The 19376-nt window shown below is 68.4% G+C and carries 20 protein-coding genes and 1 riboswitch; of the genes, 18 read left to right on the top strand and 2 right to left on the bottom strand.

Translation table 11 applies throughout. From position 1 onward, the window contains the following. The 13 genes from AC3IPY_RS16735 to AC3IPY_RS16675 all read left to right on the top strand — a co-directional run bounded on the left by AC3IPY_RS16735 (position 1) and on the right by AC3IPY_RS16675 (position 12756). The gene (locus AC3IPY_RS16735) at positions 1 to 783 is read left to right on the top strand and encodes an SDR family NAD(P)-dependent oxidoreductase (protein WP_489185393.1); all 783 of its coding nucleotides are present in this window, start codon (positions 1 to 3) and stop codon (positions 781 to 783) included. Then, complete coding sequence (locus AC3IPY_RS16730) at positions 780 to 1238, top strand: MaoC family dehydratase (protein WP_489185392.1); 459 nt, start codon at positions 780 to 782, stop codon at positions 1236 to 1238. The genes AC3IPY_RS16735 and AC3IPY_RS16730 overlap by 4 nt, the downstream gene beginning before the upstream one ends. After that, a complete protein-coding gene (locus AC3IPY_RS16725; protein ID WP_489185391.1) occupies positions 1235 to 2767 on the top strand; it encodes a class I adenylate-forming enzyme family protein in 1533 nt (510 codons plus the stop codon). Before AC3IPY_RS16730 ends, AC3IPY_RS16725 begins: the two co-directional genes overlap by 4 nt. Beyond that, the gene (locus AC3IPY_RS16720) at positions 2757 to 3497 is read left to right on the top strand and encodes an SDR family NAD(P)-dependent oxidoreductase (RefSeq protein WP_489185390.1); all 741 of its coding nucleotides are present in this window, start codon (positions 2757 to 2759) and stop codon (positions 3495 to 3497) included. The genes AC3IPY_RS16725 and AC3IPY_RS16720 overlap by 11 nt, the downstream gene beginning before the upstream one ends. Before the next feature lie 68 nt (positions 3498 to 3565). Next, complete coding sequence (locus tag AC3IPY_RS16715) at positions 3566 to 4576, top strand: Gfo/Idh/MocA family protein (protein WP_489185389.1); 1011 nt, start codon at positions 3566 to 3568, stop codon at positions 4574 to 4576. Next, positions 4569 to 5045: a heme-binding protein gene (locus AC3IPY_RS16710; protein WP_489185388.1), complete on the top strand. Its 477-nt coding sequence runs from the start codon at positions 4569 to 4571 to the stop codon at positions 5043 to 5045. Before AC3IPY_RS16715 ends, AC3IPY_RS16710 begins: the two co-directional genes overlap by 8 nt. Further along, positions 5035 to 5979, top strand: coding sequence for a DMT family transporter (locus AC3IPY_RS16705; RefSeq protein ID WP_489185387.1), 945 nt, complete (start codon positions 5035 to 5037; stop codon positions 5977 to 5979). The genes AC3IPY_RS16710 and AC3IPY_RS16705 overlap by 11 nt, the downstream gene beginning before the upstream one ends. Continuing rightward, the gene (locus AC3IPY_RS16700; protein WP_489185386.1) at positions 5976 to 7223 is read left to right on the top strand and encodes an MFS transporter; all 1248 of its coding nucleotides are present in this window, start codon (positions 5976 to 5978) and stop codon (positions 7221 to 7223) included. The genes AC3IPY_RS16705 and AC3IPY_RS16700 overlap by 4 nt, the downstream gene beginning before the upstream one ends. A 297-nt stretch (positions 7224 to 7520) precedes the next feature. After that, complete coding sequence (locus tag AC3IPY_RS16695; RefSeq protein WP_489185385.1) at positions 7521 to 8609, top strand: ADP-ribosylglycohydrolase family protein; 1089 nt, start codon at positions 7521 to 7523, stop codon at positions 8607 to 8609. A 301-nt stretch (positions 8610 to 8910) separates the two neighbouring features. Continuing rightward, positions 8911 to 9294, top strand: a complete 384-nt coding sequence (locus tag AC3IPY_RS16690; RefSeq protein WP_489185384.1) for a YciI family protein — start codon at positions 8911 to 8913, stop codon at positions 9292 to 9294. Continuing rightward, the gene (locus tag AC3IPY_RS16685) at positions 9276 to 10691 is read left to right on the top strand and encodes an RNA polymerase sigma factor (protein ID WP_489185383.1); all 1416 of its coding nucleotides are present in this window, start codon (positions 9276 to 9278) and stop codon (positions 10689 to 10691) included. The genes AC3IPY_RS16690 and AC3IPY_RS16685 overlap by 19 nt, the downstream gene beginning before the upstream one ends. 67 nt (positions 10692 to 10758) lie before the next feature. Further along, complete coding sequence (locus AC3IPY_RS16680) at positions 10759 to 12114, top strand: hypothetical protein (protein WP_489185382.1); 1356 nt, start codon at positions 10759 to 10761, stop codon at positions 12112 to 12114. Between the two features lie 273 nt (positions 12115 to 12387). Then, positions 12388 to 12756: a hypothetical protein gene (locus AC3IPY_RS16675; protein ID WP_489185381.1), complete on the top strand. Its 369-nt coding sequence runs from the start codon at positions 12388 to 12390 to the stop codon at positions 12754 to 12756. A gap of 35 nt (positions 12757 to 12791) precedes the next feature. On the opposite strand, the gene AC3IPY_RS16670 is transcribed toward AC3IPY_RS16675, so the two are convergent. Both AC3IPY_RS16670 and AC3IPY_RS16665 read right to left on the bottom strand, forming a co-directional pair. Continuing rightward, positions 12792 to 13163: a PH domain-containing protein gene (locus AC3IPY_RS16670; RefSeq protein ID WP_489185380.1), complete on the bottom strand. Its 372-nt coding sequence runs from the start codon at positions 13161 to 13163 to the stop codon at positions 12792 to 12794. A 211-nt stretch (positions 13164 to 13374) separates the two neighbouring features. After that, positions 13375 to 14328 (bottom strand): G5 domain-containing protein, encoded by a 954-nt coding sequence (locus AC3IPY_RS16665; RefSeq protein ID WP_489185379.1) that lies wholly within the window; start codon positions 14326 to 14328, stop codon positions 13375 to 13377. 111 nt (positions 14329 to 14439) lie between these two features. Continuing rightward, a riboswitch (SAM riboswitch) is annotated at positions 14440 to 14555 on the top strand. 31 nt (positions 14556 to 14586) lie between these two features. Between AC3IPY_RS16665 and AC3IPY_RS16660 the strand changes: the two genes are divergently transcribed. The 5 genes from AC3IPY_RS16660 (at position 14587) to AC3IPY_RS16640 (ending at position 19345) form a co-directional block, all read left to right on the top strand. Next, the gene (locus AC3IPY_RS16660; protein ID WP_489185378.1) at positions 14587 to 14955 is read left to right on the top strand and encodes a hypothetical protein; all 369 of its coding nucleotides are present in this window, start codon (positions 14587 to 14589) and stop codon (positions 14953 to 14955) included. Between the two features lie 158 nt (positions 14956 to 15113). After that, positions 15114 to 15314 carry a helix-turn-helix domain-containing protein gene (locus AC3IPY_RS16655; protein ID WP_489185377.1) on the top strand — a complete coding sequence of 67 codons (201 nt, stop codon included), beginning with the start codon at positions 15114 to 15116 and terminating at the stop codon, positions 15312 to 15314. Then, on the top strand, positions 15311 to 16414 hold the full coding sequence (locus tag AC3IPY_RS16650) for a DNA cytosine methyltransferase (protein ID WP_489185376.1): 1104 nt from the start codon (positions 15311 to 15313) through the stop codon (positions 16412 to 16414). Before AC3IPY_RS16655 ends, AC3IPY_RS16650 begins: the two co-directional genes overlap by 4 nt. Continuing rightward, positions 16407 to 16928, top strand: coding sequence for an ATP-binding protein (locus AC3IPY_RS16645; RefSeq protein ID WP_489185375.1), 522 nt, complete (start codon positions 16407 to 16409; stop codon positions 16926 to 16928). The genes AC3IPY_RS16650 and AC3IPY_RS16645 overlap by 8 nt, the downstream gene beginning before the upstream one ends. 83 nt (positions 16929 to 17011) lie before the next feature. Beyond that, the gene (locus AC3IPY_RS16640; protein WP_489185374.1) at positions 17012 to 19345 is read left to right on the top strand and encodes an ATP-binding protein; all 2334 of its coding nucleotides are present in this window, start codon (positions 17012 to 17014) and stop codon (positions 19343 to 19345) included. The last annotated feature ends 31 nt before the right edge of the window (positions 19346 to 19376 follow it).

Below are 19376 nucleotides of genomic sequence, written 5' to 3'. Positions count from 1 at the left end.
ATGTCACGGACTGCGGACGATCTGACCGGACGGGTCGTCGTCGTCACCGGAGGTGCGCGCGGTATCGGCGCCGCCATCTCACGTGGCGTCGCCGAGGCGGGTGCCCGGCTCGTCATCCTGGGCCGCGATCGCGAGCGGCTGGAGTCCTTCGCCGCGGGGGTGCGCACCGATACCGATGCCGAGGTGCTCGCCTTCGCGGTCGACGTGACCGACGAGGCATCCGTCGACGGGGCGTTCGCCGACGTCGTCGACGCCTGGGGTGCGATCGACGGGCTCGTGAACAATGCGGGCATCACGAAGGTGGCGCCTTCGCTCGAGTTCGACCTCGACGACTGGCGGCGGATCCTCGAGACCAACGTCACGGGCGTCTTCGTCTGCGCACGCGCCGCCGCCCGGTACATGGTGGCGGCCGAGAGCGGATCGATCGTCAACATCGCCTCGCTGTCGTCGTTCGTCGGCCAGCCAGAGCGTGCCGCATACGTCTCCTCGAAGGCCGCGGTGCTGGGCATGACGAAGTCACTCGCGGTCGAGTGGGGTCCGTTGGGGGTCCGCGTGAATGCGATCGCGCCCGGCTACATCGCAACCGACCTCGTCGCCGACCTCCTCGAGCGCGGCGTGCTCAGCCGCGAACTGGTCGAAGGACGGACGCCGTTGCGGCGGTTCGGAACGCCGGAGGACCTCGTCGGAGCGGCGCTCTTCCTGCTGGGCGACCGCTCGGCCTTCGCGACCGGTCAGGCGCTGAGCGTCGACGGCGGATGGCTCGCGAACGGATACCTGAGATGACACGAGTGCGTCTGGGCGAGCTGCCCGGCCTCGTCGGGCGCCGGCTGGGGCCTTCTGCTCCCGTGCTCGTCGATCAGGCCAGGATCGACGCGTTCGCGGACTGCACGCTCGACCCGCAGTGGATCCATGTCGACCCCGACCGGGCCGCATCGGGCCCGTACGGGGCGACCATCGCCCACGGCTTCCTCACGCTGAGCCTGCTCTCGCATGTGTTCGACGAACTGCTCGACGTCGAGGACGCGGCGATGGGCATCAACTACGGGCTCGACCGGGTCAGGTTCCCGGCACCGCTGCCGGTCGGCTCGCACGTCTCGGCGGTGCTCGAACCGCTCATGGTCGCGCCCGACGCCGAGCACGTGCGCATGATCGCGCGAGTGACGTTCACGGCCGACGGAGCCGAGCGGCCGTGCTGCGTCGCCGAGTCCGTGACGAGGTTCGTGCGGGCGGCCGCATGATCACCGTTCCGAGCATCTTCTCGGCGCTCGCGGCATCGGCGGCCACGGCGGGTCGGCCCGCGCTCGTGGGCCGCGACGCGAGAGAGACGGTGACGTTCGCCGAGCTCTACGCCCGCGGGGAGCGGCGCGCCGTCGACCTGCGTGCCCGTGGCGTGGGGGGCGGGTCGATCGTCGCGATCGTCGCCTACAACGAGGCATCCGTCTTCGAGTACTTCATCGCGACCGGCCTGCTCGGCGCTGCATTGATGCCGTTGAGTCCGGCCCTCAGTGATCGCGAGCTGGTCGCACTGGTCGAGAAGGCGGATGCCGCGGTGAGCCTCGTGACGCGCGCGGCGGCGTTCCGGCGCGCCGGACTCGGGGGGTCGGCGCGCGACGTCGCAGTCGTCGACGGTCTCGACGGGCATCGAGGAGGGGGCGGGGCGACCGGGGACGGAGCGGCCCTCGACGGGACGAACGCCGGCGCGGACTTCGAGTTCCCGTCGGCGGATTCGGCGGCCTGGATCTCGACGACGGGCGGCAGCACGGGAACACCGCGGCTGTTCGCGATGTCGCACGAGAGGCTCCTGACCAACGTGATGCTGAACGCCCTCGAGTGGCGGTGGCGCGACCACGGCGTGCAGATCGCCGCGGCGCCGCTCGCGCATGGCATCGGGTTCAGCCAGGCCGTCGGGCAACTCGCCGGCGGCGGAACGGTCGCGCTCGTCGAACGCTATGACCCCGCAGCCGTAGTCGCCATGGCCCGGCGGCACGACGCGACCTGGACCGCGGTGGTCCCGACGATGCTGCGCGACATCCTCGATGCGGCTGACGGCCCCCTGCCCGAGCTCGGCCTCGCAGTCGTGGCAGGAGCACCCATGCCTCTCGCCCTGCGTCGGCGAGCACTCGCCGACCGCCGCCTCATCGAGTACTACGGTTCGACCGAGCTCGGCTGGGTCAGCTGGGTCGAGCATTCCGCGGGCGACGACCGCGCCGGCCTGGTCGGCCGGCCGACGCTCGGCACGACGGTGCGCGTCGTCGGGGGCGACGGCACTCCCGTGCCCGACGGCGTGATCGGCCGCATCGAGAAGCGGGGCCGGCCGTATGCGGTCCCGGCGGCGGGGGGCGCATCGGCGTACCACGCGAATGCGTCCGCGTGGGAGAGTTCGGGCGACGTCGGATCGATCGACGTCGACGGGGCGTTGGTGCTGGCCGGCCGCGAGGACGACATGATCGTCGTGGGCGGCCAGAACGTCTATCCAGTCGAGGTCGAGTCGGTGCTGCGCGACCACGCCGGCGTCGGCGAGGTGCTCGTGCGGGAGCGGCCCGACGACCGGCTGGGTTCGACTCTCGTCGCCTACGTCGAGCCGGTGGTCGGCGTCGCGCTCGACGCCCTCGAGCTCGAGCAGTACGCGGTCGAACGCCTTGCGAAATTCAAGCGTCCGAGCATCGTGTTCGTGGCCGCACTGCCGCGGAACGCGAGCGGCAAGCTCGCCCGATCGATCGATCCCGGCGCATCCATCCCGACGAACGGAGACCCCGATGACGATTGACCTCGAAGGACGCGTCGCGCTCGTGACGGGTTCCACGACCGGCATCGGGCGTGGCATCGCGGAGCGGCTCTCCGCGGCCGGCGCGCGCGTGGTCATCAACTCGCGTACCGCGCCGGACACCCCGATCACCCTCGCCGGCACCACGACGCCGTCGCTCCATGTTGCCGGGGACGTCTCCGACGAATCCGACGTGCACGGGATGATCGCTGCGATCCGCGAACGCTACGGCGTGCTCGACGTGCTCGTGAACAACGCCGGCACGACGAAGGTCGTGGCGCACCGCGACCTCGACGGCATCGACCGTGCCGACTGGGATCGCATCCTCGGCGTGAACGTGATCGGCGCGTGGAACACGGTGAAGGCCGCCCTCCCGCTGCTGCGGGCTTCCGAGCTGGGCTGTGTCGTCAACGTCTCGTCGATGGCGGGCATCCGGGTCACCGGCAGTTCGCTGCCGTACTCGGTGTCGAAGGCCGCGCTCAACCAACTCACCCGCGCGCTCGCGAAGGCGCTCGGCCCTGAGGTGCGCGTGAACGCCGTCGCACCGGGCTTCATCGAGACCGCGTGGACGAGCGATTGGGGCGAGCGGCGCCAGGAGGTCATCGACCTGACCTCGCTCGGCCGCGTCGGCACCCCCGAAGATGTCGCCGACGCAGTCGAGTCGCTGATCCGTGCCACGTACGTGACCGGTGTCATCCTCACCGTCGACGGCGGGCTCTCGCTCAACAACTGAACCCGGGCCGACGCTCGGCCGACCCGTACCCGAGTCCGCGTCGCACGCGGAGGAAGCAGAGGATGCCCATGACGATCGAGGACCCCTTCTCCGCACCACCGCTGCGGTGGGGCATCATCGGTGCGGGGTTCATCGCGGGCAAGTTCACGAACGCGGTGACCAAGCACACGCGCTCGGAGGTGATCGCGGTCGGCTCGCGCGACGTCACGAAGGCCCGCGCGTTCGCCGACGAGCACGGCATCCCCGTCGCGCACGGTGGCTACGAGGCGCTCGTCGGCGACGAGCGCGTCGACGCCGTCTACGTCGCGACGCCGCACAGCCGCCATCTCGAGCACGCGCTCCTCGCGATCACGGCGGGCAAGCCCGTGCTGATCGAGAAGCCGATCGCGCGCACGGCGGCGGAGGCGTCCGTGATCGCGGATGCGGCTGCCGCGGCCGGCGTCTTCGCGATGGAGGCGATGTGGACCCGCTTCCTGCCGCACATGGTTCGCCTGCGCGAGATCGTCGCCAGCGGCGAGCTCGGGGACATCGTGCACATGCATGCCGACCACGCGCAGCGATTCGCGTTCGATCCGGCGCACCGCATCTACGACCCGGCACTTGCAGGTGGAGCCCTGCTCGACCTCGGCGTCTATCCGATGTCGTTCGTCCACGACGTGCTGGGGGAGCCGCGGTCCGTGCACGCTGACGGGGTGCTCGCCGAGACCGGTGTCGACGCGAACGTCGCGATCGCCCTCGGGTTCGATGGGCGGGCACGGGCGACGGTCGGCACGACGCTGTGGGCGCTCGGTGGCATCGATGCGACGATCACCGGCACCGACGCACGGGTCTTCTTCGACGGGCCGTTCCTGCGCCCGACCGTCATGCACGTCGTACCGCACGGCGGTGACGGGTGGGTGTTCGACGGCAGCGCGCGGAACGGGTTCCAGTACGAAGTGGCGGAGGTCGCCCGCAACATCGCCGAGGGTCGACGTGAGAGCGCGATCCTGCCGTTGTCGGCATCGATCGCGGTGCTCGGAACCCTCGATGAGGCGCGGCGGCAGGTCGGCGTGCGATACCCGGGAGAGCGTGATGAGTGAGGTCTCCGACCGCTATCGGCGACTCGTCGACGACGACGCGCGGTACGAGTTCGATCGCTTCGGGCCCGACGACGCGTGGGAGCTCGGTTCGACGCTCGTCGAGTTCGGCCGTGCGAGATCGCTGCCGATCGCGATCTGCGTCATGATCGGGTCCCAACGCGCCTTTCATGCCGCTCTGAGCGGCGCGAGCCGGAACAACGACCTTTGGGTCGAGCGCAAGCTCGCGACGGCCCTCGTCTTCGCGCAGTCATCTGCCGCCGTCGGTGAGTTCTACCGCATGCGCGGCAAGGACTTCTCGGTGCACTCCTCGCTGGACCCTCAGCGGCACAGCGGGTACGGCGGCGCCGTGCCGATCGGTGTGGGGGGAGTCCGGTTCGCCGCGGCCGCGGTCAGTGGACTCGCCGAGGACGACGACGACGCGCTCGTGCGCGAGGCGCTCGCGCACCTGCTCGAGCGCCGTGCACGCTGACCTCCGGGAATCGACGCGTCGATCGGTCGTCGCCGCCGCATCGGTGCTCTCGGGTGCGACGAGCGCCCTGCAGGCAGCGGTCAACGGTGCGCTCGCCGTGGCGCTCGCCTCGGCGCCGCTCGCGGCGCTCGTGTCGTTCGGCACCGGCTCGGCGATCCTCGTCACCGTCACGGTCGCGACGCCGGGCATCAGGGCGCGGGTCGCGCCGCTCATGCGCGCCCTTCGCCTCGGCGAGCTCGGCTGGTGGATGCTGCTGGGCGGGGTCGCGGGCGCGTTCCTCGTGTTCGCCCAGGCGACGACCGTCGGCGTCGCCGGGGTCGCCGCGTTCACCGTCGCCCTCGTGGCGGGACAGATGGTCTCGGGCGTCGTCGTCGACATGGTGGGTCTGCATGGGGTCGTGCGGCGTGCCCCATCGGCCCGCCGTGTCATCGGTGCGCTGCTCGGGATCGCGGCGCTCGGGCTCGCCGGCGCGGCCACGCCGGGCGGCGCGGCCGCAGCATCGCTGCTGCTCGCACTGCCGTTCGTCGCGGGCCTGTTGCGCGGGTGGCAGCAGTCGGCCAACGCCCGGGTCCGTGCCGTCGCCGGCAGCGCGGTCATCGCGGCCACGGTCAATTTCCTCGTCGGCACGGTCGTGCTCGGGGCGGTGACCATGCTGGGCGGCTGGCGTCCCACGGGCGCCGGCCTGCCGGTCGAGTGGTGGATGCTCGTCGGCGGTGCGCTCGGCATCGTCCTCGTGACGGTCTCGACCATCGCCGTTCCACGGATCGGGGTGCTGCTGTTCGGACTGCTCACGGTGGTCGGCCAGCTCTGGTGCGCGTTGTCACTCGCCGTCGCGGCCGACGGGCGGGCGCCGTCCTGGCAACTCGTGCTCGCGGTGCTGCTGGGCACGGTTGCGGTGGTCGTCGCGACCGATCGTTCGAGCCGACGCCGATGACGCCCGCGGCCGCACGGCGCGCGGCAGGCTCGGGCGGCTGGGTCCTGCTCGCGACCTTCCTCATGGCCGCATTCAACACGCGCACGATCATCGCGGCGGTCTCGCCGATGGCCGCTCCCATCGACGCCGAGCTCGGGCTCGGAACCCTCGGGTTCAGCGTGCTCGGGGCCCTGCCGCCGATCGGGCTCGCCGTGTTCGGCATCGCGACTCCGATGCTCGTGCGTCGCATGAGCCTCGAGGCTGCGATGGGCCTCGCGCTCGCCGTGACGACCCTCGGCCAGGCGGTACGAGCCTTCGCCGGTTCGGGCGAGATGTTCCTGGCGGGCACCGTGCTCGCGCTCGCCGGGATCGGCATCGGCAACGTGCTGCTGCCGCCGCTCGTGCGACGACACTTCAGCACGCGCATCGCGGTGGTCACCGGGCTCTACGTCGTCGCGCAGTCGCTCGGCACGGCGCTCCCCGCCTCGACGGCGGTGCCGGTCGAGGCGGCGGCCGGATGGCGGATCGCCCTGGCGATCTGGGCGGCGACGAGCTTCATCGGTCTCGTGCTCTGGTTCGTCGTGATGCGCCGCCATCCCCCCGTGATCGATCCAGTCGAGGTCGTCCCCGAGACAGGCGATCCGCGACAGCGTTCGGTACCCGTCTGGCGTTCGGGGGTGACCTGGGCGATCGCGGGGCTCTTCGCCATCGCGGCCTCGCACGCCTACTCGGCGATGGCGTGGCTGCCCGCGGTGCTCATCGACACGGGTGGCATCGCTCCGGCGGCGGCCGGAGGGCTGCTCGCCCTCTACGGCATCATGGGGTCGCTCCCGGCCTTGCTCGTGCCCGTCATCGGGGCGACGGCGCGGCGCAGCGCGGTGTCGGTGTTCGTCGGCGCGGGGCTGCTGCTCGTCGGCTACGGCGGGCTGCTGTGGCAGCCGTCGGGATGGACGGGCGTGTGGGTGGTCGCCGCCGGACTCGGCGTCGCGTACTTTCCACTGTGTCTCTATCTGCTGAACCGACGCAGCCGTACGCAGGCCGTCACGGTCGCGTCGAGCGCCTTCGTCCAGTCATTCGGCTACGGCATCGGCGCGCTCGGGCCCATCGCGTTCGGCGCGTTGCATTCGGCGACGGGCGGGTGGGACGCGTCGATCGTGATGCTGACCGCGAGCACGGTCGTGGTCGTCGTCGCGGGCTTCACGCTGCGCCTGCCCCGCATGATCGATGATGAGCTCGATCGCCGCTCACCCGGGCCCGCCGCGTGACGTACGCGCCATGCTCATCGGTGGGCCGTGCAGCTCGAGGCCGCGGTCGGGGCGGCGCACTGCGCGCGACGTCGCACGGGCGCGACGTTGCACGGGCGCGATTCACGACCCTTGAGCCATGGCCGGCTGTGCGGCGCCGCCCTCCTCGCGCGAGCGGATGCCTCGGCCGGGGGGGGATCCGTTCCGGGGGTCGTCTTGCGCCAGGATCGTGGTCGGATCGCCGTCGCGGTGTCGTGAAATGACCCCCGGAGGGCCTGGGATGGGACGATGGGCGCAGCGCCCACCGATTGGAGACCCGTGACCGACCCTCGAGACGCGCCCCTCGAAGACGAGGCTGCGAACGCTGCCGGCGCGAACGCTGCCGCCGACCCGTTGCTCGACCGCGCGACCGGCGCCGTGCTCGGCTCGGCCGCGGGTGACGCGCTCGGCGCGCCCTACGAGTTCAAGCCGTCGCTGCCCGACGACGTTCCCGTCGTCCTCAAAGCCGGCGGCCCGTGGGAGCTCGGCGAGTGGACCGACGACACCTCGATGTCGGTGCCGGTCCTCGAGGCGCTCGCGCGCGGCGAGTCGCTGACGAATGCCTCGGTGCTCGCCCGCATCGCGGGCGCGTGGAAGCACTGGGCGATCGACGCCAAGGACGTCGGCATCCAGACCCGGCAGGTGCTCGGGGCGACGGCGTTCGCGTCGCGGCATCCCGACACCGTCACCGAAGAGGACGTGCGCTCGGCTGCGAAGCGGGTGCACGACGCGAGCGGCCGTTCGGCCGGCAACGGCTCGCTCATGCGCACGGGCCCGGTGGCGCTCGGCTTCCTCGGCGACGGCGACGGCCACGGCGACGCCGCCGACGATGCTGAAGCCGACGCGGCCGCGGAGCAGGCGCTCGCCACCGCGGCCCGCCGAGTGAGCGAGCTCACCCACTACGAGACGGATGCCGCTGACGCCTGCGTCATCTGGTCGCTGGCCATTCGGCGCGCCATCCGCACGGGAGCGTACGACGTGCGTACGCCGATCGACGCCTTGCCCGCGGAGCGCCGCGGGCGGTGGCATGGGTTCATCGACGTCGCCGAGCAGGCGCAGCCCCGCGACATCCCCGGGTCGAACGGATGGGTCGTGGCGGCGCTGCAGGCCGCGTGGTCGGCGATCCACCATGCGGGGCAGGCCGGCGAGGGCCTGCAGCAGACGCTCGAGCGCGCGGTGCGCTGCGGCAACGACACGGACACCGTCGCGGCGATCGCCGGATCGCTCGCCGGTGCGAAGTGGGGCGCCTCGGCGGTGCCCGCGCGCTGGCGTGCCGAGCTGCACGGCTGGCCGGGACTGCGCGCCGACGACCTCGCGCAGCTCGTCGAGCTCGCGGTGCGACGGGGCAGACACGAAGCCGAGGCGTGAGGCGCCGGCACAGCGCGGTGGCGACCCGGGCGTCCGCTCTGAGATGGTGTAGCCGTGTAGCCGTGTAGCCGTGTAGCCGTGTAGCCGTGTAGCCGTGTAGCCGTGTAGCCGTGTAGCCGTGTAGCCGTGTAGCCGTGTAGCCGTGTAGCCGCAGTTTGTCGATCGACCCTCCCCTCGGTCGTCATCCCTGTAGAGGCCGAAACTCGGCCGGACTCCCGAAGGGGAGTCGTGACGAGACGACCCGGGCGGCAACGAGGGTGCGCGAGTACCCTGTGGCTGGATCGGGCCGAAGGAGGAACGGATGCGTTACACACTGCTGCTGCACTACCCCGAGATGACGGCCGACGAGCTCGGCCCCGAGGCGCTCGAGCAGGGTCAGCAGGCCTTCGCGGCCTACGCGGCGACGCTGCACTCGGCGGGCGTGCTGCTCGGCGCCGAGGTGCTGCGCCCGTCGTCGAGCACGACGACCCTGCGTGCCGACGGCGGCACCGTGCGGGTGCAGGACGGCCCGTTCGCCGATACGAAGGACCAGCTCGGCGGCACCTTCGTGATCGACGTGCCCGACCTCGACGCCGCGATCGAGTGGGCGAAGCAGGCTCCGTCGATCGACTACGGCGCGGGTGCGGTCGAGGTGCGGCCCGGCGCCGTGTACACGGTCGACGGCGTGTGGACCGCCAACGAGTGAACGCCGACGCCGACGACGCACGGGCGGGCGTGGCATCCGTCTCGAACGCGGCTGCCGCATCCGTCGAACGGACAGCTCGTGCGTCGTACGGCCGGCTCATCGCGCTGCTCGCGGCGTCGACCGGTGACCTCGCGCTCGCCGAGGACGCCCTGGCCGGCGCGTTCGAGCAGGCGCTCACGACCTGGCCGGATGCCGGTGTGCCGGCCAATCCCGAAGGGTGGCTGCTGACCGTGGCCCGCAATCGCCAACGGGACGCGTGGAAGTCGGCCGAGCGCCGCCTCACCTCTCCGCTCGACGACGGCGCCGGCGGCCCGCCGGGCTCGAACGCCGAGCCCAGTGGGTCGAACCCCGTGCCGAGAGCGCGGCCGAATGCCGTCGAGACGCCGGTCGCGGCATCCGTCGATCCGCTGGCCGAGCTCGACCCGTTCGCGATCGGCGACAAGCGGCTCGAGCTGCTGTTCGTGTGCGCGCACCCGGCGATCGATGCCGCCGTGCGCACCCCGCTCATGCTGCAGGTCGTGCTCGGATTCGAGGCCGCCCAGATCGCGACCGCGTTCGCAGTGCCGCCCGCGGCGATGGCGCAGCGGCTCGTGCGGGCGAAGCGCCGCATCCGCGACGCGCGCATCCCGTTCGCGGTGCCCGACCGCCGTGCGATGCCCGAGCGGCTGCGCGCCGTGCTCGAGGCGGTCTACGGATGCCACGCCATCACGTGGCGCGCATCCGCGGACGCGCCCGACTCGATGGCGGGCGAGGCGCGGTACCTCGCGGTCACGCTCGCCGCCCTGCTCGAGCATGAGACCGAGGCGTGGGGGCTCGCATCGCTCGTGACCCTGTCGCTCGCCCGGCGCGCGACGGGCCGGCGCGCGACCGGGCGGCGCGGCGGCGCCGGCGCCGGCGCCGGGGCCGAGGCGCTCCCGTTCGTCCCGCTCGACGAGCAGGATCCGACCCACTGGGATGCCGGCCTCATCGCCGAGGGCGAGGTGTACCTCCGCCGCGCCTCCGCGCCGGCGCGGCCGCCTGGCCGCTTCCAACTCGAGGCCGCGATCGAGGCCGTGCACTGCGCCCGCCGGCGCACGGGCACGACCGACTGGGCAGCCCTGCGCACCCTGTACCTCGCCCTGAACGGCGTCGCCCCGAGCCTCGGCGCGAAGGTCGCGCTCGCCGCCGTGATCGGCCGCGTCGATGGCCCCGACGCGGGTCTCGCGGCGCTCCCGCTCGAGGTCGACGCGTCGACGTTCCAACCCTGGTGGGCGGCGCGCGCAGACCTCCTCGCTCGCGCAGGCCGCGCACCCGAGGCATCCGACGCCTTCGCCCGTGCTGCGGAGCTCACCGAAGACGAAGCCGTGCGCCGCCACCTGCTCGCCCGGCGCGCCGCCGTCGTGACGTCGGCCGAGTGACGGGCGCCTCGTCGAGGCATCCGTCGCCCTTCAGCTCTCTTTCAAGACCGCCCTTAGGATCGAACCCATGGCCGGATTCTGGGGTAGACGCAAGCAAGAGACCCTCGAGCTCGAGGCCCACGACGCCACGCTCGCGCAGCGGGCGAAGACCGCCCTCGTCGCCGCCGACGAGCGCGTGCGCGTCACCGCCGACGAGCTGGCCTTCGCCGAGGCCGAGCTCGGCCGCGAGGCGACCGCCGACCTCGGCACGGCGCTCGCCGCGGTGAAGCAGCACCTGGGCGAGGCGTTCCGGCTGAACCAGCTGAACCACGACGAGATCCCCGACACCGCCGACGAGCTGCGCACGCGCAACGCCCGCATCGTGCAGCTCTGCGACTGGGCCGAAGACCTGCTCGACGAACGCCTGTCAGCCCTCGCCGACACGATCGAGCGCGCACGTCGCGCCCCCGAGATCATCGCCTCGGTGCGAGCGGATGCCGCGAGCCTGCGCCTGCGCGTCCCGCATGCGCGCGACACCGTCGACCGGCTGGCCGCCCGGTATGCGCGTGAGGCGCTCGCCCGCGTCGAGTCCAATCCGGCCGAGGCCGACCAGCTGCTCGGATTCGCCGAGCACAGCGCCGGCGTCGCCGAGCGTCGCCGCGAGGCCGGGCAACGCGAGCCGGCCAACCTCGCACTCGAGGCCGCGACCGAATCGGTGCGCCGTGCGGCCACGCTGCTCGACGCGGTCGAGACGTTCGAGGTCGAGGCGCTGCGGGCCGAGGCCACGCTCGCGGCGATCGTCGAGGACTCCCGCGGCGATCTCGTCGCCGCCCTGCAGGAGCCGCGCTCGGCGGGCGTCGTCACCGCGGTCGCCGACCTGCAGGCCGCGCTCGCCGCGCTTCCGCCGGCCGGGGTCAACACCGACCCGTTCACCCAGCTGAGCCGCCTGCGCGACGCGAACGCGGCCCTCGACATGGCGATCGCCGCCGCCCGTGAGCGGGCGGCCCGCCCGATTCCACCGTTCGAGCACGTGCGCCACGCCATCGACGATGCCGACCGCCAGCTCGCCGTGGCCCGCGACGTCATCGCCGGCCACCGCGGCTGGATCGGCGCCGACGCCCGCACTCGCCTGGCGGAGTCCGAGCGCCTGCGCCTCGACCTCGACCGCTACCTCGGCATGCCGGCCGCGACCGTGCCGGCCATCGGCGAAGACCACCGCGAGCAGGTCATGGACATGGCGCGCCGCGTCGCCTACCTCGCCGGCGAGGCGCTGCAGCTCGCGCAGCGCGACATCAACGCCTCGCGCCCGCAGCAGGGCCCCGACTCGTGGGGCGGGGGCCAGGGCTGGGGCGGCGGCCGCCGAGGCGGCGGGTCGGGCGACGTCATGGGCGGCATCCTCGGCGGCCTCGTGATCGGCAGCATCCTCGGCGACATGTTCGACTGACGCTGCGTTGTCGCCGACCTGCGGCCGCCTGGCATCGACGAGCGAGCTGACGCACGCCCCGCGGCATCCGCTCGCTCCCGAGGTCGTATTGCGACAGCATCACCGTCGAAACCCCGTGATGGTGTCGCGAAACGACCCCCGGAACGCCTGAAGCGAGCGGATGCCTCGGCGCCGGGGGCTCCGTGGAGAAATGCTGCAGCCGTGCAGCCGTGCAGCCGTGCAGCCGTGCAGCCGTGTAGCCGTGCAGCCGTGCAGCCTCGCTAGTCTCGCCTCATGCTCTTGATCGCCGGTGTGCTCATGGTCCTGCTCGGAATCGGTCATTCGATCCTCGGCGAACGCTTCGTCGTGGGGTGGCTGCTCGAGCGCGACGAGCTGCCGCCCATGAGCGGCGGCCGTGCGGTCGCCGCGGGAACGATCCGCTTCGCATGGCACGTCACCTCGCTGCTGGCGATCGCGATCGGCGTCGCCCTCGCACTCTTCGGCCTCGCGGCCTCGCCTGAGGCGATCGTGGGTTCCATCGGCGGCATGCTCCTGCTCTGCGCCGTGCTGCCGATCGTCTACACGCGCTGGCGGCATCCGTCGTGGGCGATCTTCGTGGTCGCGGGCGGGCTCTGCCTGACCTGGTCGTTCGTCGGCCTGTAGTCGGGCCGCGAACTCGGCGGCCGAGGCGGGCGGCCTCAGTGCTGCAGCACCGCCCAGGCGAGCAGGCTGTCGATGCGCCGGATGTCGGCGCCCTTCTTGAGCTTGACCTTGATGTGCCCGGCCTTGGTCCAGAGCTCGATCTCGGCGTCGCGGTCGAGCACGCCGCCCGCGTTCTCACTCGACCACATGTGGATCGAGCTGTACGGCAGCGAGGTGATCTCGACCTTCTTGCCGCTGATGCCCTGCGCATCGCGCACGATGAGGCGCTTCGTCGTGAACGTCGCCGAGTCGCGGAACGTCTTGAACGAGGCGACGGCCTGCTCGCCCTCGACGAGCAGGCCCTGCACGTCGGCGGGCACGGGGATCTCGCTCTGCAGGGTCCAGGCGAGGATGGGTGCGGTTTCCATGTGTCTACCCTGCCGGATCAGAGAGCGATGTAGTTGCCGTTGTCGTGCAGCATGAACCGCTGATCGCCCTCGAACGGGTTGAGAGCCTGAGTCGAGACCGGCGCCGGGAGCGTCCCAATGTATGACTTCTCAGCGCCTCAAATGACTACGCTCTGCATCACTTTCGTGATCGTGTGCCCCTCCGCCGTGAGGTTGACCGCGTCGCGCTCAATCACCTGTCGCAGGCGATGCCGTCGCCGTCGCGGTCGAGGTCGTAGATGTCGGAGCCGACGATCCAGACCGGACCGTCGACGTAGGCCGGGCCGTTGCCGCTTCCACCTGCGCAGTCGACATCCGAGGCGATCGGCACGCACGCGCCTTCATAGTTCGGATCGCAGCCGTTGTCGACGGGCGCGGGTGGGGGAGGCGGAGGCTGTCGTGACCCCGTAGCGATGACTTCGTTCACCGGCTGCACGGTGACGACTTCTTCGATGGCTTCCCGCGAGACCTCGACACCGTCCACGGAGACCACGCGGATGCGGGTGACCTTCTGGCCGTCGACACCAGCTGTTGCGACGGCTGTGAGCCCGGCATCCAGATTCGGGTCGTCGACGCTCGACGTCGTGAAGGCGATCGGAGCTGATTCCTCGATGATCGCTTCCGTCCGTACGGGAGTCGGAGTTGGTGTCGGCGTTGGAGATGGCGGAGCCGACGTCGGGGCCACCGAACGCTTCGAGGCCGAACCTGCGGCAACGAATGCAGCCACGTCCGACGAGGGCGGCTGACTCGCGGCGAGAGCGGCACCACCAATGCTGGACACGAACACACCCGCCACGAGAACCGCTACAGCGACTGGTCGGGAGCGAATGCGGAACGGGCCGAACGAGCCCTTCAGGACGGCGTACAGACCCACGGCTCCAGCAGCGAGTCCACTGGCCAGCAAGAGCCCGCCGAAGCCCCAGATCACGACGATCACCACGATGATCACGGCGAGGCCGATGACCTTGAACTTCCACCCGCCTCTTGCTTTCGGCGCGCTGGGACGTGCCGGTTCGCTTGAGGCGGATTCGCGGTCAACTACTGCGCCGGCGGTCGCATCGAAGAAGTAGTTCGTCCACTGGTCTCCATCCCACCATCGCTGCTGGCCAGAGCCATCGTTGAACCAGCCTGGGGCAGATTTCTGCATTGTAGGGGTGCTCCTTCGGGTGGGTCTCCCCGAACGTAACCGCCCCGGCGAATCCCCGCTCGTCCCAGTTGAGGGGGTCTGACTTCAACTGAGCATCTGCGGCGTCGGCAGGTTCACGAGCGGCAGCTTCCGGTACCTGGCCGGCTGCCCGGCAACCCCCTTCCGTCGAGCGGGGTGCCCCAGGGGAAGAACCGGCCCGAGGCATCCGCGTCGGGCAAGTCGACGGGGGCCGCGCGCCTCCGAACGTGAGGAGCGATCATGCCTGCCGATGAGCATGTCGAGTTCGTGCACGGCGATGGTGGAGCGGGCGATGCCCTCGAACGATGGGGGCGGATGCCTCGTGCCCGGCGTGCCGAGTGGAGCAGTGCGCTGCTCGACTTTCCGCCGCGGTTTCCGGGGCCGACGATGATGGTGTTCATCGCGCGGGAGATCCGCATGGGCGGTTCGGCCCCGCTGCGGGCGTGGCGCGAGCACGCCGTCGCGTTCGACGAGCTCGGCTTCTCGCCGAGCGAGTTCTACGCCCTGCGGCTCGCTCTGGTCCTTGATCAGTCCGCCGCATGTGGTCGCCTCATACATAACGCATCCGTTCGAGCCCCAGTGGAGTGGCTCGGTCCTCGTCACGGATGACGGCGTGCACCAGCCGTCTCGATCGTTAGACCGGTACTGATCCAGCCCTCGGCGGGCCGAGAAGCTGAGACTCACAGCTGCCAACGGAGTGTGAGCATGCCATCGCCGCCCTGGACGCTAGATTGAACTTGCGGGTGTCAGTGGGAGATTGCAGGAAGATGACGGAACACGAGGTCATTACAACGGCCGAAGCGGCAGCACTTCTTCGTGTAAGTACTAAGACCGTCCTGTCTCTCGCCAACTCGGGCGCACTGCCTGGAGAGAAGGTCGGACGAGCGTGGCGCTTCCTTAGGAGCGACGTTTTTTCGTTCGTGCGTGGGACCGATAATCAACGCGGACAGAAGGGAGGAGATGGGTGAGCGCAAGATCGACGGAGGACATGGCTTCGACAAATGTTGAGCGTCGGGTGCCTAAGCCGATTGTCATCGACTTCTTCTCCGGTTGCGGAGGAACCAGTGCTGGCCTTCGCGACGCGGGTATGCAAATCGCCGCCGCAGTCGATTTTGATTCTGCGGCGTCGGCTACCTACCGGGCCAACTTCCCCGAAGCAGAGTTTCACGAAGCTGACATTCGTAAGCTTGCTCATGACGTCTTTGACCACCTGATCCACAACGACGCACCGTTAGTTTTCTCCGCCTGTGCTCCATGTCAGCCCTACAGTTCAATGCGCCCGACCGCTTCGCGAACCCGTCCCCGAGAGCGATCGTTGCTGCTCACGCTCATTCCGTTCATGGATCGACTCAAGCCGGACGTACTCATTGTTGAGAATGTCCCTGGGTTGCAGAAGATTCCTGGTGGTTCGACCTGGAACCGATTCCTTCGCTACCTTGCTCGTGCCGGCTACTCAACTCGGTGGGAGGTCGTCGATTGCCGAGATTACGGGGTGCCGCAGCGGCGCAAGCGTCTAGTCCTGCTTGCCTCCCTGCACGGATCTATCGAGCTGCCTGTCCCAACCCATGGCGCTGAGCGACAGCCTTATTCAACGGTACGGGATTGGATCGGCTCCCTACCCGCTATTCAAGCTGGCGAGGCGCACGCAGACGACCCGCTTCATCGTTCCGGGGCACTTGGAGACCTGAACATGCGTAGAATCATGGCGCTCTCGGAAGGTGGAAGCAGGTCGGAATGGCCCGACGACTTGTGGCTTGAGTGCCATCGCAATAACAAGGGGCATCAGGATGCCTATGGCCGGATGAAGTATGACGACACGGCTCCCGTCCTTACGACAAAGTGCACGGACATTACCAACGGTCGATACGGGCATCCGACGCAGCATCGCGCTATCAGCGCGCGTGAGGCTGCCTTGTTGCAGACCTTCCCGCTGGAGTACAAGTTTCTCGGTAGCTTGAAGTCGGTAACAAAGCAGATTGGAAACGCAGTACCGGTGCTTGTCGCGAATGCGATGGGAAAGCACATCCTCGAGCATCTGCGTATTGCCAGAATTGCCAATGATGGCTGAGTTCAAGACGAGCGCTCGGGCCGTCGACATGTTGGGTCGACAGCAGATTGCTGGGATTCCAAGCGCAATCAGTGAACTGTTCAAGAATGCGCATGACGCCTATGCCACGAGAGCTGAAGCGGACTTCATAAGGTTCAAAGATGCCTTTGTCATCAGGGATGACGGGGACGGCATGTCGCGTGCGGACTTCGAGGGCAGATGGCTCACGCTCGGAACCTCGTCCAAGTCCGCACAGAGTTCGACTACCCGAAGTCGCACCGGCCCTCAAAGGGCGATCTTGGGTGAGAAGGGGATCGGTCGACTTGCAATCGCAGCAATCGGACCGCAGACGCTGGTCGTTACAAAGGCTCAGGGGCACCCTCGCGTGGCATCTCTGATCCATTGGGGCGTCTTCGAGCTTGCCCACGCCGATCTAGCGCAGTTGGTGGTGCCCGTTGAGGAACTATCTGCGGGTGAAGCCCCCGACGTGAAGAGGATGGGGGAGAGATACTTTCAAACCTTCGCGAGCTTGTAACTGACGATGATAATGGTCTTTACGAACGGATCGAGCGAGACATCGCTCGTTGGGGTGACACTGACCTGACCCAGCTTGCTCACGTGGCTGGCGTCGACCTAACGGCGTTCGGCTCTGGGACCGCATTCATGATTCTGCCGACGTCACCGGACCTAGAGGCAGACCTCGATCCGCCGACGCCCAAGGAGGCGGCTCCGCTCCTCCGAACCCTGATCGGGTTCGCAAACACAATGACTCCGGGGCACAGCACTCCTGAGTTGCGCACGGCATTTCGGGATCATCGTGCGCCTGACAACGTTAGCGATTTGATCGAGGAACAGGAGTTCTTCACGGTAGAAGAATTTCTCAATGCTGACCATCACTTTCAAGGCCAGTTTGACGAGTATGGGCAGTTCACAGGAACGGTGTCGATCTTCGGCGGCGAGCCGATACCGTTTCCGCTTGCCTGGCCTGCTGCCCGAGGCGTCAAGACCCAATGCGGACCATTCAAGTTGAATCTTGCATACATTCAAGGCAGGTCCAAGCAGTCTCGACTCGCACCTAACGAATACTTCCTAATCACGGAAAAGCTGGACCGCTACGGCGGTCTCTATATATATCGAGACGGAATCAGGGTCTTGCCGTACGGCGACAGCAGGTTCGACTGGCTCGACGTGGAGTTGCGTCGAACCAAGTCGGCCTCTGACCACTTCTTCTCCTATCGTCGAATGTTTGGGGCCGTGGAGATATCACGCGCCAATAACAGTCGCCTACGAGAGAAGGCGGGGCGTGAGGGATTCGCCACGAATGAGGCGTATCGTCAGTTTCGCGCGGTTCTCCAAAACTTCCTCCTCCAGGTCGCATCGGAGTTCTTCCGCGAAGGCGGTGCTCAAGCCGAGATGTACGAAGAAGGACGTCTCGCGAACGAACGAATGGAGAAGGCGCGCCGCGCGCGAAGTAAGCAGGTACGTGTCCGCCGCTCCGAGTACAGTGCCTCGCTCGACCGATTCTTTGATGCCGTCGATGCGCGGATCCCCGAAGAACGAGTCGCGGAGATTCGGGCGGACATCCTCTCGGCGATTGAGACGGCGCAGCGAGAAGATGATCCTTCGGCGGGAGCCGACCGGCTGGTTCGCGCTGAGTTGGCCGCCCGTACCAAGCTCCGGGAGCTGGCCTCAGACCTGCAGGTAAAGCGGCCCCGTGGCGTCGCGCTAAGTGCCGACCTCAGCCGTCGCTCAACAGCCTACGAAGCGGCTCGCTCCGAGGTACTGTCCTCGGTCGTTGAGCCAGCTGAACGCGAGATCGAATCGACATTGGGCGAGGCAGGCCTCTCTCTTGACGCTGCCTTGCACAGAAGGCTTCGTTTCGACCATGCAGTCAGCCAGGCAGTTTTCGAGGCTCGGACTCTTGCGAGTGAGGCCAGGCAGGAGCTGAGCAGACGCGCGAACGAAATCGGCGATCGTGCCAAAGAATCCGTCAGGAGTGCTCACCGGATCCTTGAGGATGCGGCCGTCGGTGTCCTCCAGGAAGCAGGCGGAACTGATGTCTCCGGTATGACTGACGAGACCTTTACTATGCTCCGCAACTCACTTGAGGAGCGTGTGCGGAGGGTGGCAACAGTTCAAGCGGACGAGCTCAGCGCGATTTCGGAGCAACTACGTGCTGTTGCATGGTCGTCGCAGGACGAGATGATCGACGAAGTGTCGCTGGTTGACCAAGTCGAGCAATTAGAGGCACGCGTTGAAGCTCTCACTGATCGTGCAGCGCAGGACTTCGAGCTCGTGCAGATCGGCATGGCTGTCAACATTGTGACTCATGAATTTGAGAACAGTATCAAGTCCGTTCGCGACAATCTCCGAAGACTTCGGTCATGGGCACAACAGAATGCTGGATTGCGGCCCCTGTATACGGACTTGAGGGTATCTTTCGACCACCTAGACGGGTATTTGAAGCTCTTCACACCGCTCCATCGCCGGCTCTATCGTGAGCCAGTTGAGATTCGAGGCATGGACGTCCAGCGCTACCTTCATGATGTTTTCGAGAAGCGTCTAGCCGATCAGGAGATCGCGCTCAATGTTTCTGAGTCGTTTGAACAGATGCGTATTCGTATGTACCCATCGACCTTGTATCCGGTGATTGTGAATCTGATCGACAATGCCATTTACTGGCTGGGTCGTTACGCGGGCGAGCGGGTGATCCACCTCGACAAGTCACCTGGGCTGATTACCGTGACAGATTCAGGGCCTGGGATCAGCGTGGGTGACGAAGAAGCCGTCTTTGAGCAGGGCTTTTCAAGGAAGCCCGCGGGATCGGGGTACGGGCTCTTTGTTGCGCGAGAAGTTCTTCGGCGGGACGGAGCAAACATCACCCTCGCTGCTCCAGTCGCGGACCGAGGAGCCAGGTTCGAGATCATTCTCCCTGATGAGAGCGAGGACTGAGTTGGCCACGAGATTTGAGCTTCATGTGCGC

The organism is Agromyces sp. GL_144 (genome assembly GCF_057834305.1).
The sequence above is the reverse complement of the archived record's forward strand: the minus strand, read 5'-3'. Positions and strand labels throughout refer to the sequence as shown.

Bases quoted from the DNA above. Each gene is read 5' to 3' on its own strand.
- AC3IPY_RS16680 (WP_489185382.1), top strand. From the start codon at position 10,759: ATGGCCGGATTCTGGGGTAGACGCAAGCAAGAGACCCTCGAGCTCGAG.
- AC3IPY_RS16700 (WP_489185386.1), top strand. From the start codon at position 5,976: ATGACGCCCGCGGCCGCACGGCGCGCGGCAGGCTCGGGCGGCTGGGTC.
- AC3IPY_RS16735 (WP_489185393.1), top strand. From the start codon at position 1: ATGTCACGGACTGCGGACGATCTGACCGGACGGGTCGTCGTCGTCACC.
- AC3IPY_RS16715 (WP_489185389.1), top strand. From the start codon at position 3,566: ATGACGATCGAGGACCCCTTCTCCGCACCACCGCTGCGGTGGGGCATC.
- AC3IPY_RS16665 (WP_489185379.1), bottom strand. From the start codon at position 14,328: ATGCAGAAATCTGCCCCAGGCTGGTTCAACGATGGCTCTGGCCAGCAG.
- AC3IPY_RS16730 (WP_489185392.1), top strand. From the start codon at position 780: ATGACACGAGTGCGTCTGGGCGAGCTGCCCGGCCTCGTCGGGCGCCGG.
- AC3IPY_RS16655 (WP_489185377.1), top strand. From the start codon at position 15,114: ATGACGGAACACGAGGTCATTACAACGGCCGAAGCGGCAGCACTTCTT.
- AC3IPY_RS16670 (WP_489185380.1), bottom strand. From the start codon at position 13,163: ATGGAAACCGCACCCATCCTCGCCTGGACCCTGCAGAGCGAGATCCCC.
- AC3IPY_RS16710 (WP_489185388.1), top strand. From the start codon at position 4,569: ATGAGTGAGGTCTCCGACCGCTATCGGCGACTCGTCGACGACGACGCG.
- AC3IPY_RS16675 (WP_489185381.1), top strand. From the start codon at position 12,388: ATGCTCTTGATCGCCGGTGTGCTCATGGTCCTGCTCGGAATCGGTCAT.
- AC3IPY_RS16720 (WP_489185390.1), top strand. From the start codon at position 2,757: ATGACGATTGACCTCGAAGGACGCGTCGCGCTCGTGACGGGTTCCACG.
- AC3IPY_RS16690 (WP_489185384.1), top strand. From the start codon at position 8,911: ATGCGTTACACACTGCTGCTGCACTACCCCGAGATGACGGCCGACGAG.
- AC3IPY_RS16725 (WP_489185391.1), top strand. From the start codon at position 1,235: ATGATCACCGTTCCGAGCATCTTCTCGGCGCTCGCGGCATCGGCGGCC.
- AC3IPY_RS16660 (WP_489185378.1), top strand. From the start codon at position 14,587: ATGCCTGCCGATGAGCATGTCGAGTTCGTGCACGGCGATGGTGGAGCG.
- AC3IPY_RS16645 (WP_489185375.1), top strand. From the start codon at position 16,407: ATGGCTGAGTTCAAGACGAGCGCTCGGGCCGTCGACATGTTGGGTCGA.